This window comes from Streptomyces sp. NPDC058964 (assembly GCF_042741275.1).
Lineage (GTDB): Bacteria > Actinomycetota > Actinomycetes > Streptomycetales > Streptomycetaceae > Streptomyces.
In genome coordinates, this window is sequence record NZ_JBHYKH010000242.1 from 1 (window position 1) to 13,214 (window position 13,214).

At 69.3% G+C, this 13,214-nt stretch carries 16 protein-coding genes; 9 read left to right on the forward strand and 7 right to left on the reverse strand.

Going from position 1 to position 13,214, the window contains the following annotated elements:
* From ACFW2E_RS26580 to ACFW2E_RS26590, 3 genes are all read right to left on the reverse strand, one after another.
* Window positions 1-284: hypothetical protein (locus tag ACFW2E_RS26580; protein WP_384469584.1), on the reverse strand; the 284-nt coding region annotated here is incomplete at its 3' end.
* Window positions 281-1,006 (reverse strand): AAA family ATPase, encoded by a 726-nt coding sequence (locus tag ACFW2E_RS26585; RefSeq protein WP_384469585.1) that lies wholly within the window; start codon window positions 1,004-1,006, stop codon window positions 281-283. The genes ACFW2E_RS26580 and ACFW2E_RS26585, both read right to left, overlap by 4 nt.
* Window positions 1,007-1,055: 49 nt before the next feature.
* Window positions 1,056-1,376: a GYD domain-containing protein gene (locus ACFW2E_RS26590; RefSeq protein ID WP_384469586.1), complete on the reverse strand. Its 321-nt coding sequence runs from the start codon at window positions 1,374-1,376 to the stop codon at window positions 1,056-1,058.
* Between the two features lie 333 nt (window positions 1,377-1,709).
* Here ACFW2E_RS26590 and ACFW2E_RS26595 point away from each other — a divergent pair, with 333 nt between their 5' ends.
* Both ACFW2E_RS26595 and ACFW2E_RS26600 read left to right on the forward strand, forming a co-directional pair.
* Complete coding sequence (locus ACFW2E_RS26595) at window positions 1,710-2,303, forward strand: MBL fold metallo-hydrolase (protein ID WP_384469587.1); 594 nt, start codon at window positions 1,710-1,712, stop codon at window positions 2,301-2,303.
* 356 nt (window positions 2,304-2,659) lie between these two features.
* Window positions 2,660-2,848, forward strand: coding sequence for a bleomycin resistance protein (locus ACFW2E_RS26600; protein WP_384469588.1), 189 nt, complete (start codon window positions 2,660-2,662; stop codon window positions 2,846-2,848).
* A gap of 50 nt (window positions 2,849-2,898) precedes the next feature.
* On the opposite strand, the gene ACFW2E_RS26605 is transcribed toward ACFW2E_RS26600, so the two are convergent.
* Complete coding sequence (locus tag ACFW2E_RS26605; RefSeq protein ID WP_384469589.1) at window positions 2,899-3,738, reverse strand: SDR family oxidoreductase; 840 nt, start codon at window positions 3,736-3,738, stop codon at window positions 2,899-2,901.
* A 140-nt stretch (window positions 3,739-3,878) separates the two neighbouring features.
* Between ACFW2E_RS26605 and ACFW2E_RS26610 the strand changes: the two genes are divergently transcribed.
* The 4 genes from ACFW2E_RS26610 to ACFW2E_RS26625 all read left to right on the forward strand — a co-directional run bounded on the left by ACFW2E_RS26610 (window position 3,879) and on the right by ACFW2E_RS26625 (window position 6,428).
* Window positions 3,879-4,310 carry a MarR family winged helix-turn-helix transcriptional regulator gene (locus ACFW2E_RS26610; RefSeq protein ID WP_384469590.1) on the forward strand — a complete coding sequence of 144 codons (432 nt, stop codon included), beginning with the start codon at window positions 3,879-3,881 and terminating at the stop codon, window positions 4,308-4,310.
* Between the two features lie 253 nt (window positions 4,311-4,563).
* The gene (locus ACFW2E_RS26615) at window positions 4,564-4,905 is read left to right on the forward strand and encodes a hypothetical protein (RefSeq protein WP_384469591.1); all 342 of its coding nucleotides are present in this window, start codon (window positions 4,564-4,566) and stop codon (window positions 4,903-4,905) included.
* A 160-nt stretch (window positions 4,906-5,065) separates the two neighbouring features.
* Window positions 5,066-5,854: an ArsR/SmtB family transcription factor gene (locus ACFW2E_RS26620; protein ID WP_384469599.1), complete on the forward strand. Its 789-nt coding sequence runs from the start codon at window positions 5,066-5,068 to the stop codon at window positions 5,852-5,854.
* 64 nt (window positions 5,855-5,918) lie between these two features.
* Window positions 5,919-6,428: a hypothetical protein gene (locus ACFW2E_RS26625; protein WP_384469592.1), complete on the forward strand. Its 510-nt coding sequence runs from the start codon at window positions 5,919-5,921 to the stop codon at window positions 6,426-6,428.
* A 291-nt stretch (window positions 6,429-6,719) separates the two neighbouring features.
* Here the strand turns inward: ACFW2E_RS26625 and ACFW2E_RS26630 are convergent, their stop codons facing one another.
* Both ACFW2E_RS26630 and ACFW2E_RS26635 read right to left on the reverse strand, forming a co-directional pair.
* On the reverse strand, window positions 6,720-8,288 hold the full coding sequence (locus ACFW2E_RS26630; protein ID WP_384469593.1) for a cellulose binding domain-containing protein: 1,569 nt from the start codon (window positions 8,286-8,288) through the stop codon (window positions 6,720-6,722).
* 153 nt (window positions 8,289-8,441) lie between these two features.
* Window positions 8,442-8,954, reverse strand: coding sequence for a hypothetical protein (locus ACFW2E_RS26635; protein WP_384469594.1), 513 nt, complete (start codon window positions 8,952-8,954; stop codon window positions 8,442-8,444).
* Window positions 8,955-9,035: 81 nt separating this feature from the next.
* On the opposite strand from ACFW2E_RS26635, the gene ACFW2E_RS26640 reads away from it, so the two are divergent.
* Window positions 9,036-9,269: a hypothetical protein gene (locus ACFW2E_RS26640; RefSeq protein ID WP_384469595.1), complete on the forward strand. Its 234-nt coding sequence runs from the start codon at window positions 9,036-9,038 to the stop codon at window positions 9,267-9,269.
* A 58-nt stretch (window positions 9,270-9,327) separates the two neighbouring features.
* Here the strand turns inward: ACFW2E_RS26640 and ACFW2E_RS26645 are convergent, their stop codons facing one another.
* A complete protein-coding gene (locus tag ACFW2E_RS26645; protein WP_384469596.1) occupies window positions 9,328-10,146 on the reverse strand; it encodes a hypothetical protein in 819 nt (272 codons plus the stop codon).
* Between the two features lie 315 nt (window positions 10,147-10,461).
* On the opposite strand from ACFW2E_RS26645, the gene htpG reads away from it, so the two are divergent.
* Together htpG and ACFW2E_RS26655 are read left to right on the forward strand one after the other, a co-directional pair.
* Window positions 10,462-12,360: a molecular chaperone HtpG gene (gene htpG, locus ACFW2E_RS26650; protein WP_384469597.1), complete on the forward strand. Its 1,899-nt coding sequence runs from the start codon at window positions 10,462-10,464 to the stop codon at window positions 12,358-12,360.
* Window positions 12,361-12,789: 429 nt separating this feature from the next.
* Entirely contained in the window at window positions 12,790-13,197 is a 408-nt protein-coding gene (locus tag ACFW2E_RS26655; protein ID WP_384469598.1) for a VOC family protein, read from the forward strand.
* Window positions 13,198-13,214: the final 17 nt, after the last annotated feature.

Consider the following 13,214-nt stretch of genomic DNA (forward strand, 5'->3'; position numbering starts at 1 on the left):
GACCACGGTCGGATCATGTCACCCACCAGCGACGAGGCCTCCGCGACAGCCTCGGCCACCACGCCCCAGCCGGCGAGTGGGCGCAGTACCGCCGCACCGGCGTTCCCGAGCGCGGACACGGGGGAGCCAACCCATCGTGTGACGTCGCGTGACAAGGCGGGGGAGAGCTCGATGGTCACCCGGACGTACCGGGTGTGCAGATGGGTGACCTTGGCCGGACGCAGTGCCGCGGCCTGCGGTTCGCGCTGCAGTGCCGCCCGGTACGTGTCCTTGCGCTGGTTCATCGCGGGTCCTGACGCTTGATGAGTTCGTCGGCGAGATCCATGTAGGCCGAGCCTTTGACCTGTACCCGGCTCCCGAACGACTGGGCGTACAGGTCGAGTCGCGGAACGTGGGTGTTCAACACGTCGAAGCCGCGCTCGGTGAGGGCCTCGCGGGCGTCGGCGTCGGGACCGGTGCGCGTGGCGTCCGGACGGTTCGTGCGGTTCAGCAGGACGGCGGCGCGGGCCGGCTGGGCGCGCAAGGACTGCATGTCTCCCATCTCGCCGCCGATGGGCGCCATGCGATCCAGTTCGATGGGAGCAGGCGTCACCGGCACGATCCACTCGCTCGCGTACCTCATGATGCTCCGGGCGATGTGCGCGTGGTCCTCCAGCTGCGGGGCGTCGAACACGACGGCCTGCCGGTTGCCGAGGACGTCGTTCACGCGCCGGTGCACGTCACCCACCGGAAGGGCGACCACGGGAAACGGAAAGCCGCCCGCCAACTCGCTCCACCGCAGTGCGGAGGACGCGGGGTCACTGTCCACCAGCAGCGGTGGGATGCCCGATTCGTGGAGTGCGTGAGCCAGCCAGACCGCACTGGTGGTCTTTCCCACTCCGGGCTTCAGGTTCACAAACGCGTAGCTGAGCAACACAAGACCCGACGCTAATGCTCGCGAGCGGTTTGTCGCCCTCGGCGCGAAGAGCTCGTCGTCTCCGTTCACCCTGCGGCGCGGGTGAGTCATGCGAACGGGCTAAAGCCGCGCCGAATCCGCCGATCACATGACCCCTGGCCTACGCACCAGGAGCACGGAAGGCGACCTTCCTGCGGGCGGCCTCGTCGATCTCGTCGAGGGAGAGCAGCGGGGTGGCCCGGGTGTGCAGGGCGCCGCTCGCCTTGACGGTGAGGCTGACGGCGGCCGTGGACACCGGGTCGGGGAAGTCGACGATCAGGATGATGTCGTCATTCCCGAAGGCGAAGTACATGGCCTCGACCGTGCCGCCGAGGCCGGTGACGACCTGGTCGACGGCGGCGCGGCGGCCACTCGCCCCCTCCTTGAGGAGTCCCTTGGTGCCCTCGGGCGTGTAGCTGGCCCGGATGAGGAACTTCGGCATAGGGACGCTCCCTGCCGATCGTTTGTCCGGGTGTGCACAGTGCCCTTCCCGCGGTCACCTCGGCCGCCACCGACTGGCTGGATTCACTCGTCAGACGCCGGTCCCGTGGCCTCTGAGCGGACCCCTGCCCGAGACCGTGCACATGGCCTGGCAGCCGGTGGCGAACGGTGACACGGTGCAGCTCAACATCCGGGCCGGATCACTCACCCGGTTCCAGGTGGTGGCACTGCACGCGACCCGCAATGGACGGATCCGATCCATCGCCCCGGGAATTGCACCGTGTGCCCCGGACCGGTCGGCGCCGCGCGCCCGGCCGCGCTACGTTGGGGCGCCATGCGAATCACGAAGTACACCCACGCATGCGTCAGGCTCGAGAGCGGGGGCCGTGCGCTGGTCATCGATCCCGGGGTCTGGAGCGAGCCAACTGCCTTGACCGGCGCGGATGCTGTACTTGTGACTCACGAACACGCCGACCACATCGACGTCCTTCGGCTGGCCGGTCTCGGCGTGCCGGTCCACGCTCCCGCGGAGGCGCACATCGATCGGCTGGAGGTCATCGGAGTGGGCTCCGGGCAGGAGTTCACCGCCGCCGGCTTCCGGGTGCGGGCGGTGGGCGGGCGTCATGCGCACATCTACGAAGGCCGACCCGACTGCGCGAACCTCGGCTACGTCGTCGACGAGGAGATCTACCACCCCGGCGACTCACTGCACGTGCCCGAGCAGCCCGTCGAGACGCTCCTCGTCCCGGTCCACGGTTCGTGGCTCAGGACGGCGGAGGCGATCGAGTTCGTCAAGTCGGTCGGACCACGGCGGGCGTTGGCGATACACGACGCGCAGATCAACGACCGCGGCCTCAGCAGTGTCAACGGCTGGCTCGCCGAGGAGACGAACGGCTACCGGTATCTGCGGCCGGGAGAATCGATCTGAGGGGGCGCCCGGGCAGCGCCCGCCGCTCCCCGATCCACCCAACGGGTGTCACGGACAGTGGCCGCCCGTCCGCGTCCGTGTTGCCCGTCCGGGTTCACTCTGATGATTCAGGTCCTATACGTCACAATTGTCACGTACCCGGTCCGTGCGCGGTCCGGAGCCGCAGAATCGGGGTCCTCCGTCGGCGGCCTGCGACACGGGCGCCCAGATGCGTCGACGGTCCTGACCCGGAACGCCGCAGTACGGCTCGTACGCCTCCTTCGAAGACCCGGACGGCAACGGGCGGCTGCCGCAGGAGGTCAGGGAACGACTGCCCGGGACGGTGACCGGTCCCGCACGAGTGAGGAGGCACCACCATGGACATCCCCCAGCTGACCGAACTCCTGCGGGAGACCGAGCAGCACCACGGTCCGTACGAGGCGACCGCACCCGAGCACCACTGGGCGGACTGGTACGCCGCCTACATGGTGGCCCGTGAGCACGGACGCACCCCCGACGAGGCTTCCGCCGACGCGGCGCAGCACATGGAATCACTGCGGAGCTAACGCCGCCCGGCGGGCCGGTGGGGCTCACGGATCGCCGTGGCGGGTTTCGGTCAGCCGAGGTAGCCGCCGGTGAGGGCGAGGACGGCCGAGCCGTCGTTGTCGGCGAGCTTGGTGCCGGTGAAGGTGCGCGCCCACTCGGAGGTCTGGAGCCGGAACGCGGGTCGCTCGGCGGTCAGGGACTCGAGCACCGTGACGGCGACCTGCCCCGGGGTCTGTGCGGAGTCGGCGAACTGCCCCAGGGTGCGGGTGACGTAGCTCTGCAGCAATTCCGCGTAGTCGCCCGAGGCGTCGATCAGTCGCGCGAGGTCGAGGTCGATGTTGTTGACGAACTCGGTGGCCACGGCGCCCGGTTCCACCACGGAGACGGTCACGCCGAGCCGCTGGGCCACCGGGGCGAGGCTCTCCATGTAGCCCTCGACCGCGAACTTGGCCGCACAGTACGCCTCGTTGAAGGGCTGTCCGACGACTCCGCCGACCGAGGTGACGGTGATCAGCCTGCCGCCGGACGCGCGCAGGTGGGGGAGCGCGGCCTTGGTGGTCTGCACGACACCGAAGAAGTTGACCTCCATCACCCGGCGCACGTCCTCGACGGTCTCGTTCTCGATGGTCCCGACGTGGCCGGCGCCGGCGTTGTTGACCAGCGCGTCGAGCCGGCCGTAATCGGCGACGACGCCCTCGATCGCGGCGGCCACGGAAGCCGGGTCGGTGACGTCGAGCCGGCGGATGTCGAGCGTGACCCCGGCCCGGTCGGCGGCTTCGCGCAGCGCGTCCGCCCGCTTCGGATCGCGCAGGGTCGCGACGGTGGTCCATCCGGCGCGGGCGGCGGCTACGGCGGATTCGAGGCCGATGCCGGAGGAGGTGCCGGTGATCAGGACGACGTTGGAGGACATGTGAGTGCCTTTCGTGGTGACCACGCCGGGGACGGCGGAGCCCGTAACGGTGCCGAGTGGTGCTGGTGGTAAATAGTTATGGAGTACCACCATCATTGTCAACCATGGTGGTGTGTAAGCAGCTGGTCTAGACTCCGCCCATGGACGCCCCGGACCGACTCACCGCCGAGGTGGTCGCCCTCTTCGCGAAGATCACCGCCCTCTACAACCGCGAGTACGAGACCGCCTCCGCCCGCCACGGACTCACACCGCAGCAGGTCAAGGTGCTGCTGGCGCTGGACGAGGCGCTGCCGATGCGTCGGCTCGCCGAGCGCGTGGGCGCCGACCCCTCGAACCTGACCGGAATGGTGGACCGTCTCCAGGGCCGTGGCCTCGTCGAACGCGTACCCGACCCCGCCGACCGGCGGATCAAGCGCATCGCCGCCACCGAGGCCGGGCACGCAGCCGCACGGGACCTCCGTGCCCGCCTGCGCTTCGCCACTGACCCGCTGGTCGCCCTCGACACGAACCCGCGACGCGGCCTGAGGGACCTGCTCCAGTTGATGGTCGACTCCCAGCGTCCGGGGGCCTGAGCGCGGCACTCGCTCGCATCGCGCTTCCGCCCGTGCATCCTCCGCTCGGGGGGACACGCCGGATCGACGGGCGGAGGGAGGGGCACGGCCACCCCGGCGACATGTCGCGGGCAGCCTCGACGGTGACATGTCACGGCCGGCCCTGTGGCCGGCCGAGCCGGTCAAGCCGCCCGGCGGAGGAAGCGGCCATGGCCGCGCCCGCCCTCACGGAACTGCGCCGCGTTCTGCGGCCGCGGCCCTGGCCGCCGTCTGCGTGATCAGCCTCGATACCCCGGCGCGTCGGTCCCCGGGCCCGGTCCTGTCGGCGGCACCTGCGCCGGCCGCGGTCACCTGCTCCCTCGCCGGCCTGCTCACCTGCCACGTCCGGCTGCCCCGGCGGCGGGAACTGGTCCGTGTCCGGCTGGTGGCCGAGGCCGCCCGGCGTGTCCTGCAGCGTCCGACCCGGACGTTCCGCGGGACGTCGCGCGCGTACCGCACTCCGGCCATCCGGCAGCCCGGCCGGTCCATGGCGGCCCTGGTCGACGCGCTGCACGCCGAACTGCTCCGCCGCCGCGACGGCGCGGCTCCAGGGCGACGCGGCCGTCCTGGAGGTTGAGCGCCACGGTTCTGACGGCCACGCGAAAGGACGGGTGAGCGTTCCGTGAAGGTGAAAGTCCCAGGTCATCCGTGTGGCCCGGCTCAGGGCGGGGACATCGGTTGACATTATGCAGGCAAACACCTGCATAATGTGGAGTGTGAGCCTCGATGCAAGAGCCATGGACTCGGTCTTCAAAGCCCTGGCCGACCCCACCCGGCGACTCCTGCTCGACCGTCTGCGCGAGCACAACGGCCAGACGCTGCGCGAGCTGTGTGAGCGCCTGGACATGGCGCGCCAGTCGGCGACCCAGCATCTCGACATTCTGGTGCGGGCCAACCTCGTGACCGTCGTGCGCCGTGGACGGGAGCGGTTGCACTACCTCAACCCGGTGCCGATCCACGAGATCGAGGAGCGATGGATCTCGGGGTTCGACAGGCCCCGTCTGCAAGTGATCAGTGCCATCAAGAACCAGGCAGAGGAGTACGCCATGACCCACGAAGCAACATCGGTACCTACCTACGTCTATGTCACCTACATCCGCGCGAGCGCGGAGCAGGTGTGGCAGGCCCTGACGGACGCGGACCTGACGGCGCGCTACTGGGGACACGCCAACGTCTCGGACTGGCAGCCGGGATCGACCTGGGAGCACCGGCGCGTCGACGGATCGGGCGCCGTCGACGTCGTCGGTCGCGTGCTCAAGGCCGAGCCCCCGACGAGCCTCGTCATCACCTTCGAAGACACCCCCGACGTCGAACCGCCGAGGGAGCCGTCGGTCGTCACCTTCCTTGTCGAGCCGCACCAGGACATCGTCCGTCTCACCGTGACCCACGAGAACCTCGCCAATCCGGAGATGTTCAAGGGGATTTCGGAGGGCTGGCCGGCCGTGCTGGCGAATCTCAAGTCGCTGCTCGAGACCGGTGAGGTTCTCCCCCAGGCGCCCTGGGAGATGTACCGCGCGCACAGCTGAGACCGCAGACTCCGCGCTGTTTCCGGCAACCACTCCGCACACGACCGCAGAGGGCGATCACACGATGGACACCGCACCGCTTCGGCACGCCTATCGCGCACTGCTGGACGCCGCCGCCACGGTGGCCGACTCCGGCGACACCGTTCCCGTTCCGCCGGCGGGTGAGTGGAACGCGGACCAGATCCTGGCGCACGTGGCCATAGTCAATGCCGCCACCATCAACGCCGTCTCCTGTGTGACTTCGGGAGCGAACACGACGTACGACAACCGCATGGCGCAGGACGCGTGGACGCTCGAACGCGTCGGTGCGCTCGCGGGCGGCAACGAGGGACTCCGGGAGCGCATCCGCATCCAGGGCGATGCCCTGTGCGCTCTCGGAGGGCCGACGCTGAGCGAGGCCGAACTCGACACTCTGGTGCCCACCCTGCTCCTGTCCAACGGCACGGTCCTGGTCGATCGGCCCATGCCCCTCAGGGACCTCATCACGGGTCTCGCGGAAGCCGAGCTGCCCGGCCACACCGAGCAGCTCCTGACCCTGCTGCCGGACGGCGCCGATGCCGGGGCCACGAGCTGACCCCGCGGCTTCCCGCGACGCGCTCGCCTCGTGGGAAGGAGGACCGCGGATGGGAGTTGACCGAGTGTGTGGCGCAGCACGACGGCGCGGATCGCCCGTGTCCGGCACGGGCATGCTCGCCACCGCGATCAACCTCGTCGTGGGCCTCGTGAGCGGCTGAGGTGCGCTACGGCAGCGCAAGCGGTATTCCGCGTCCGGGCATTCTGTCCCCGCGGGGCAGGTCCGGCACGGCAATTGCGGGGGCGCCCCCGCGGCAGCGGCAGCGGGGGCGCCCCTGGGACTGACAGGCAGTCAGCCTCCGTACGCGGCGAAGATCCTGGCGAACTCGTACGGTGACTGGGCGATGTTGGTGCAGCGGTACAGGGCCCCCGTGCAGGCGTTGCGGTCACGCGTCGCCTCCCAGAAGGCGAGCTCACCGAGGTGTTTGTCCTTGGCGAAGGCAACCAACTGGCGGGCGTCGGCCTGGTCGTAGACATGGCCGTCGTCGTTCTGGCCGAGCATGGGGGTCACCCCGATCATGGCCCACACCTGCGCGTCCGCCCTGCCCGGGTACAGCGACTTCAGTTGCGTGAAGGTGCTCTGCGCGGCCTGGAGGGCGGCATCGCCGTAGTCGACGCTGCGGTAGTAGTCCATGGCCATGACGTTCACGACGTCGAGGTCGACCCCGGCGTCGCGGGCCGACTCGACCACGCTCAGGCCGTCCGCGGTCAGGCCCTCGGGGAGTACCGGGAGCGTGAGCGAGATCCTCAGTCCCGGATGGGCCTGCTGCAGGCGGGCCAGTGCCTGGGAACGGCGGCTGACGGAGGCCGGGTCCGCGGTGGCGGCGCCCTCGATGTCGAAGTCCACGTACGTCAGGCCATAGGCGTTGACGACCGCGTTGTACTCGGTGTACAGCGAGTCCACCGAGCCGCAGGCCTGGGCCAGTTCTGTCCCCGAGGCGCCGCCGAAGGAGACCTTGACGTCGCCTCCTCCGGACCGGATCGCGTCGATCTGGTCCTTGGCCCAACCGTCGCGCGGGTCATAGGCGTTGAACCACATCGCCTTGCAGCCCGACGCGGTGACGAATGCCATCGTGTAGCTCGTGACCCCGCTCACGGAGGCCATGTCGGGCATGCTCGGGGTGGGCCAGGCTCCCATGTCGACGTACGGCGCCGTGTGCACGGCACCGCCCGGCTGGGTGCCGCCGGAGGCCGTGGTACCGCTGACCGCCGCGCTGTAGGCCGAGGTGTTGCCCGCCGCGTCCCTGGCCCGGACACGGAACGAGTAACTCGTGCTCGTCTGCAGTCCGGTGGCGGTGTAGGAGGTTCCCGTGACGGTGACGGGTGTGTCGCCGTCGCGTGAGACCTCGTAGCCCGCGACCGATCCGGAGTCGTCGGTGGCGGCGGTCCATCGCACTGTCAGCGAGGAACCGGTCGCCGCGCCGACGGTCACTCCGGTCGGGACGCTCGGTGGCGTGGTGTCGCCGCCGCCCGAACCGCCGGTGCAGGGGACACCGTCGAGCTTGCAGTTCGCGGGTGTGCCCGTACCGCTGGACACCCAGCCGAAGGAGGTGGTGGCGCCGGGCGCCAACGACCCGTTGTACTCGCGGTTCTTGAAGGTGTAATGACTGCCGCTCCGGGTGAGCAGTGCGTCCCAGTAGGCACCGACCGTGGTGCCGGAGGGCAGGTCGAATTCGATGGTCCAGCCGGACAGTGCGGTGCTGCCGCCATTGGTGATGCTGTACGCGCCCTGGTAACCACTGTCCCAGGAAGATGACTTGGAGAACGCGGCGGTCGGTGAGCCGGCCGCGGCGGCGGGCGGGGACAGGAACAGGAGCAACGCCCCGACGAAAAGGGCGACGAGTGCCGACGGTCTTCGCATTGCTGCCTCCACTGGAGGTTGGGCGCCGGAGTGGTGCGCGATGCCGCGAAGGATTGGTCCATACCAAAGCTCTGTCATGTACATACAGAGTGGTGGGCCGTCCGTCAAGCAGAAGGCCCTGCCGTCCACGGACGGCAGGGCCTTCAGATGTGGTCAGGCGCAGCGGTTGGCGTGCCTGACGTCGAGAACGAAGCGCTCCGGGGAATGGAGCTTGAAGGTGCTGTAGACGGGTTTGCTGTTGAAAGCGGCTCCGAAGCCGACCACGCCCTCGAAGTCACCGGTCAGAGCGAGGCCCTTGAGCGCCGGCAGATTGATCTTCACCAGCTTGGGTCCTCGGTAGACCGACTGCCCTGCGTCGTTGTGCGCGGCGGCGGGGGAGAGCTTGATCTCCAGGAAGTACTTCCCGGCGAGCGGGACCTTTTTCCCGGAGGGGTCGTATCGCAGTTCCTTGACCGGCTTCACGGTGACCGGAGGCAGCTTCCCCCGGACGTCGATGACGATGCGGTCGTACGAGCAGTGGCCGCCCCATCGGGCGTTGACCACGAGAGCGGTCGCGGGAGCCTGCCTGGACTGCGGAGCGGCGGAGGCCGGAACCGCGACGCCCAGGGCGGCGGTGAGGAGGATGCCGGCGGCGACGGCCGTACGGCGTTGATGGTGGTGGTGCATGACGCCCCCCAAACCTTCTTCCAAGGGGACAGTGGTTTCAACAATAAGGACATCTGAGCGAGCCAAACGGTTGCATCTCCCATGACCAGCGTCTCACTCTTCTCCGGCGAGGGCCGGGTTCGCGGACCGGGACGGATCCGTGCGCTGGAGGAGCGGCTCGCGCACCGTCCGCCCCTTTCGTGGAACTCGCCTCCGGCGCTGACCGTCGGCGGCTCTCTGGCCCCCGGCTGGGCCTTCGCCCCCGAGCCACGGCCGGGCGGCAGGTTGGACGAGCGGCGACTTCTGCGTGGTCCGCGCACGGCCGTGTCGCCGTAGAAAACCGCAGGGGGATCGGTGCAGAACACGGCGCCGCGGCGTGACACGGTGGTTCGTGTCATGTGCCCTCGGCGGCCGCCCGGGCGGCCTCGTGGACCAGGCGCCACGTCTTGGAGGGGCAGGGGCCCATCATCCTGCCGAAGTCGGCCAACGGCACCTGATTGGGCTGGTGCACATCGACCCAACTGCTCAGCCCGCGCGACCGTGTGTTCCAGGCACCGTCCAGCACGGGGACGGAGGCGCCGCGTCCCTCGTTGCCCCAGCGGTTGAGCCACAGGATGCGAGCCAGGCCGCCGTCCCGGTCGAGCACGAGACAGGGCAGATGCTTGCGCCCGCCGCCGCGCAGGGCCTTCTCGCACCACCAGATCTCGCCCGGCCGGGGCGAGCGCGGCCCGATCGTTCGCATGCCGGCGGCCCATCGGGAGGGCGGCGTGCGGCTGGTCCTGCGGACGACGAGGAAGAAGACCACCGCCACCAGCATGACAGCCACCGTCTCCGCCTCCGAGACCACGGCCCAGGCACCCTTGGGGTCGCCCTGCGCCATGCGGAGCGCCGAAGGCTCTGCCCGCGACCTGACCCACAGGGCCACCACCACGGACAGCACCGCCAGGCCCACGGACTGGGCGAGCAGCAGCCATGGCCGGAACCGGACGCGGTGACCGGCGCGCCAGGTCACGAGGGCCGCCACGAGCAGGGCGATGCAGACCAGAGCCAAGGGTCCGGCCGGTGGTGTCCGCACCGGGGGCTCCTGGGCGGCCAGCAGGGCCGGCACGGTCACGGGGGCGGCGAGCAGATATCCGACCGGGACCCAGAACTGGAGCAACACCAGTCCGGCACAGCCCAGACCCGCACAGGACGCCGTGTCGTCTCGGCGCATCGGTTCCCCCTGAGGCCCCTGATCCCCCTGATCCGGCCGATCGGGCGAGTCGAGCCGGAGCACGAGCCGTGACCGTACCGATTCGCGCCCCGAGTGCGGGGGTCATGACCTGAGATGACCGATCGCCCTGCGAAGCCGACCATCGGAAGGTTGTAACAGTGCGCTTTTCCGTCACTCTTGTGGCCGGTAATGACCGTTCGTATGAGGACTCTGCTACCGGGCGGTCAACCACGGTGATGCCGCACTGACTTGGTGTTTTACAGTGACCGTGACCTGTTTCCGGATACTTGGGTACCTGTGAGGGACACGCGAACCATGCCGACCGAAACGTTTGAGTTCCAGGTAGAGGCCCGTCAGCTGCTCCAGTTGATGATCCACTCGGTCTACTCGAACAAGGATGTCTTCCTGCGGGAGCTCGTCTCCAACGCGTCCGACGCGCTCGACAAGCTGCGCCTGGCCGCATTGCGGGACGACGACCTCGACGCCGACACGTCCGACCTCCACATCGAGATCGAGCTCGACCAGACCGGCCGTACGCTCACCGTGCGGGACAACGGCATCGGGATGTCGTACGACGAGGTCGGCAAGCTCATCGGCACCATCGCCAACTCCGGCACGGCCGCGTTCCTGCAGGAACTCAAGGAGGCCCAGGACGCGGCCGGGGCCGAGGGGCTCATCGGACAGTTCGGGGTCGGCTTCTACTCCGGCTTCATGGTGGCCGACGAGATGACCCTGGTGACCCGGCGGGCCGGAGAGAGCGGCGGCACCCGATGGTCGTCGCGGGGCGAGGGCACCTACACCCTGGAGACGGCCGAGGACGCACCGCAGGGCACGGCCGTCACGCTCCATCTCAAGCCGGCCGACCCCGACAACCAACTGCACGACTACACCTCCGTATGGACGGTCAAGGAGATCGTCAAGCGGTACTCGGACTTCATCACCTGGCCGATCCGGCTCCTCCCGGGGACGGCCGACGGCGAGGACGCGCCCGAACCCGAGACGCTGAACTCGATGAAGGCCCTGTGGGCACGCTCGCGCGAAGAGGTGTCCGACGACGAGTACCACGAGCTGTACAAGCACGTCAGCCACGACTGGCGCGACCCGCTGGACACGATCCGCCTCCAGGCGGAGGGCACCTTCGAATACCAGGCTCTCCTGTTCCTCCCGGCGCACGCTCCACACGACCTGTTCACCCGGGACTTCCGACGCGGCCTCCAGCTGTACGTCAAGCGCGTACTGATCATGGACGACTGCGAGGCGCTGCTGCCGCCGTACCTCCGCTTCGTCAAGGGCGTCGTCGACGCGAACGACCTCTCGCTGAACGTATCCCGCGAGATCCTCCAGCAGGACCGGCACATCCGGTTGATCCAGCGCCGGCTGACCAAGAAGGTGCTGTCCTCCGTCAAGGAGATGAAGGCGAACGACCCCGACAAGTACGCCACGCTCTGGCGGGAGTTCGGCGCCGTCCTGAAGGAAGGGCTGCTCAGCGACTCCGACAACCGTGCCGCGCTGCTCGCCGTCGCCTCCTTCGCCAGCACACACGCGGAGGACGAGCCGACCACGCTGCAGCAGTACGTGGAGCGGATGAAGGACGGACAGGACGACATCTACTACATGACCGGCGAGTCCCGGCAGAGCATCGAGAACTCCCCGCACATGGAGGCGTTCCGGGCCCGGGGCGTCGAGGTCCTGCTGCTCACCGACCCGGTCGACGAGGTGTGGGTCGACGCCGTGGGCGAGTTCGAGGGCAAGCGGCTGCGGTCCGTCGCCAAGGGCGAGATCGATCTCGACGCCCAGGGTGACACGCAGGACGACGGCGAGCGGGAGAAGCAGGCCGAGTCGTACGCCGGGCTGCTCGGCTGGATGAAGGAGCAGCTCGGGGAGGAGGTGAAGGACGTACGCCTCTCGACGCGGCTCACCGTCTCCCCGGCGTGTGTCGTCTCCGAGGCCCACGATCTCACCCCGGCTCTGGAGAACATGTACCGGGCCATGGGCCAGGACGTCCCGACCGCGAAGCGGATCCTCGAGCTGAACCCCGGCCACCTGCTCGTGCAGGGCCTGAACCAGGCGTACAAGGAGCGCGAGGATCACGCCGAACTCGTGGACACCGCCGTACTGCTGCACGGCCTCGCGGTGCTCGCCGAGGGCGGCCAGCCGAAGGAGCCCGCACGTTTCGTGAAGCTCGTGGCGGAGCGACTCGAGCGCACGCTCTAGCGTCCCGGCCTCGGGTCCCGGCGGCGGACGGAGGCGTACGGAGTCGTGCCACGAGGCGGGCGGACGACCATGTCGCCACAGCGGGCACACGGCCGAGGCGCTCCACCCGAGCGCCTCGGCCGTGTGCCTGCCGGGCCGTCCGCCCGCCGGACGTCACGCGCCTGCGTGCGGTGGCCCGAGCCGTCCGGGCGACCCGCGCGGGGTCTGCCGAGCCGTCGCGTCTTCGCGGCGGTGCCACCCGTGCCGTCGCTGTTGAACGTGGTTCCTGCGGCGGTCGCCACGGCCTTGGGCACGCCGGTGCCCGTGCGGGTGAGGCCCAGTTCGCGGTTGCTGCTCTGTGAGTTGCCGCTGGTGTCCAGGCAGGCCACCGTCGGCCGGCCGCGCTAGCCTGGCCGGATCAGACCATTTGTCCCGTCCCTGGAGGCTCTCATGACCTCGCGGCTCAATCCGTACATCAGCTTCGGCGGCGACGCCCGGCAGGCCATGGAGTTCTACAAGGAGGTCTTCGGCGGCACCCTGGCCCTGAACTCGTACGGTGAGTTCGGCCGGCAGGACTCGCCCGAGGCCGACCGGATCATGCACGGCATGCTCGAGACCCCGAGCGGCTTCACTCTGATGGGCGCCGACAGCCCTCCGGGTATGCCGCGCACCGTGGGCGACAACATCGCGGTGAGCCTGAGCGGCGACGACGACGCCGAACTGCGCGGCTACTGGGAGAAGCTGTCCGCCGGCGGCTCCGTGGCCGTTCCTCTGGAGAAGCAGATGTGGGGCGACGTGTTCGGCATGTGCACGGACCGGTTCGGCATTCAGTGGATGGTCAACATCGGCGAGGGCTGACGCACACAGGACAGGAC

Coding starts and splice junctions, on each gene's coding strand:
- ACFW2E_RS26585 (WP_384469585.1), bottom strand. CDS start 1,006: ATGACTCACCCGCGCCGCAGGGTGAACGGAGACGACGAGCTCTTCGCG.
- ACFW2E_RS26590 (WP_384469586.1), bottom strand. CDS start 1,376: ATGCCGAAGTTCCTCATCCGGGCCAGCTACACGCCCGAGGGCACCAAG.
- ACFW2E_RS26595 (WP_384469587.1), top strand. CDS start 1,710: ATGCGAATCACGAAGTACACCCACGCATGCGTCAGGCTCGAGAGCGGG.
- ACFW2E_RS26600 (WP_384469588.1), top strand. CDS start 2,660: ATGGACATCCCCCAGCTGACCGAACTCCTGCGGGAGACCGAGCAGCAC.
- ACFW2E_RS26605 (WP_384469589.1), bottom strand. CDS start 3,738: ATGTCCTCCAACGTCGTCCTGATCACCGGCACCTCCTCCGGCATCGGC.
- ACFW2E_RS26610 (WP_384469590.1), top strand. CDS start 3,879: ATGGACGCCCCGGACCGACTCACCGCCGAGGTGGTCGCCCTCTTCGCG.
- ACFW2E_RS26620 (WP_384469599.1), top strand. CDS start 5,066: ATGGACTCGGTCTTCAAAGCCCTGGCCGACCCCACCCGGCGACTCCTG.
- ACFW2E_RS26625 (WP_384469592.1), top strand. CDS start 5,919: ATGGACACCGCACCGCTTCGGCACGCCTATCGCGCACTGCTGGACGCC.
- ACFW2E_RS26630 (WP_384469593.1), bottom strand. CDS start 8,288: ATGCGAAGACCGTCGGCACTCGTCGCCCTTTTCGTCGGGGCGTTGCTC.
- ACFW2E_RS26635 (WP_384469594.1), bottom strand. CDS start 8,954: ATGCACCACCACCATCAACGCCGTACGGCCGTCGCCGCCGGCATCCTC.
- ACFW2E_RS26640 (WP_384469595.1), top strand. CDS start 9,036: ATGACCAGCGTCTCACTCTTCTCCGGCGAGGGCCGGGTTCGCGGACCG.
- ACFW2E_RS26645 (WP_384469596.1), bottom strand. CDS start 10,146: ATGCGCCGAGACGACACGGCGTCCTGTGCGGGTCTGGGCTGTGCCGGA.
- htpG (WP_384469597.1), top strand. CDS start 10,462: ATGCCGACCGAAACGTTTGAGTTCCAGGTAGAGGCCCGTCAGCTGCTC.
- ACFW2E_RS26655 (WP_384469598.1), top strand. CDS start 12,790: ATGACCTCGCGGCTCAATCCGTACATCAGCTTCGGCGGCGACGCCCGG.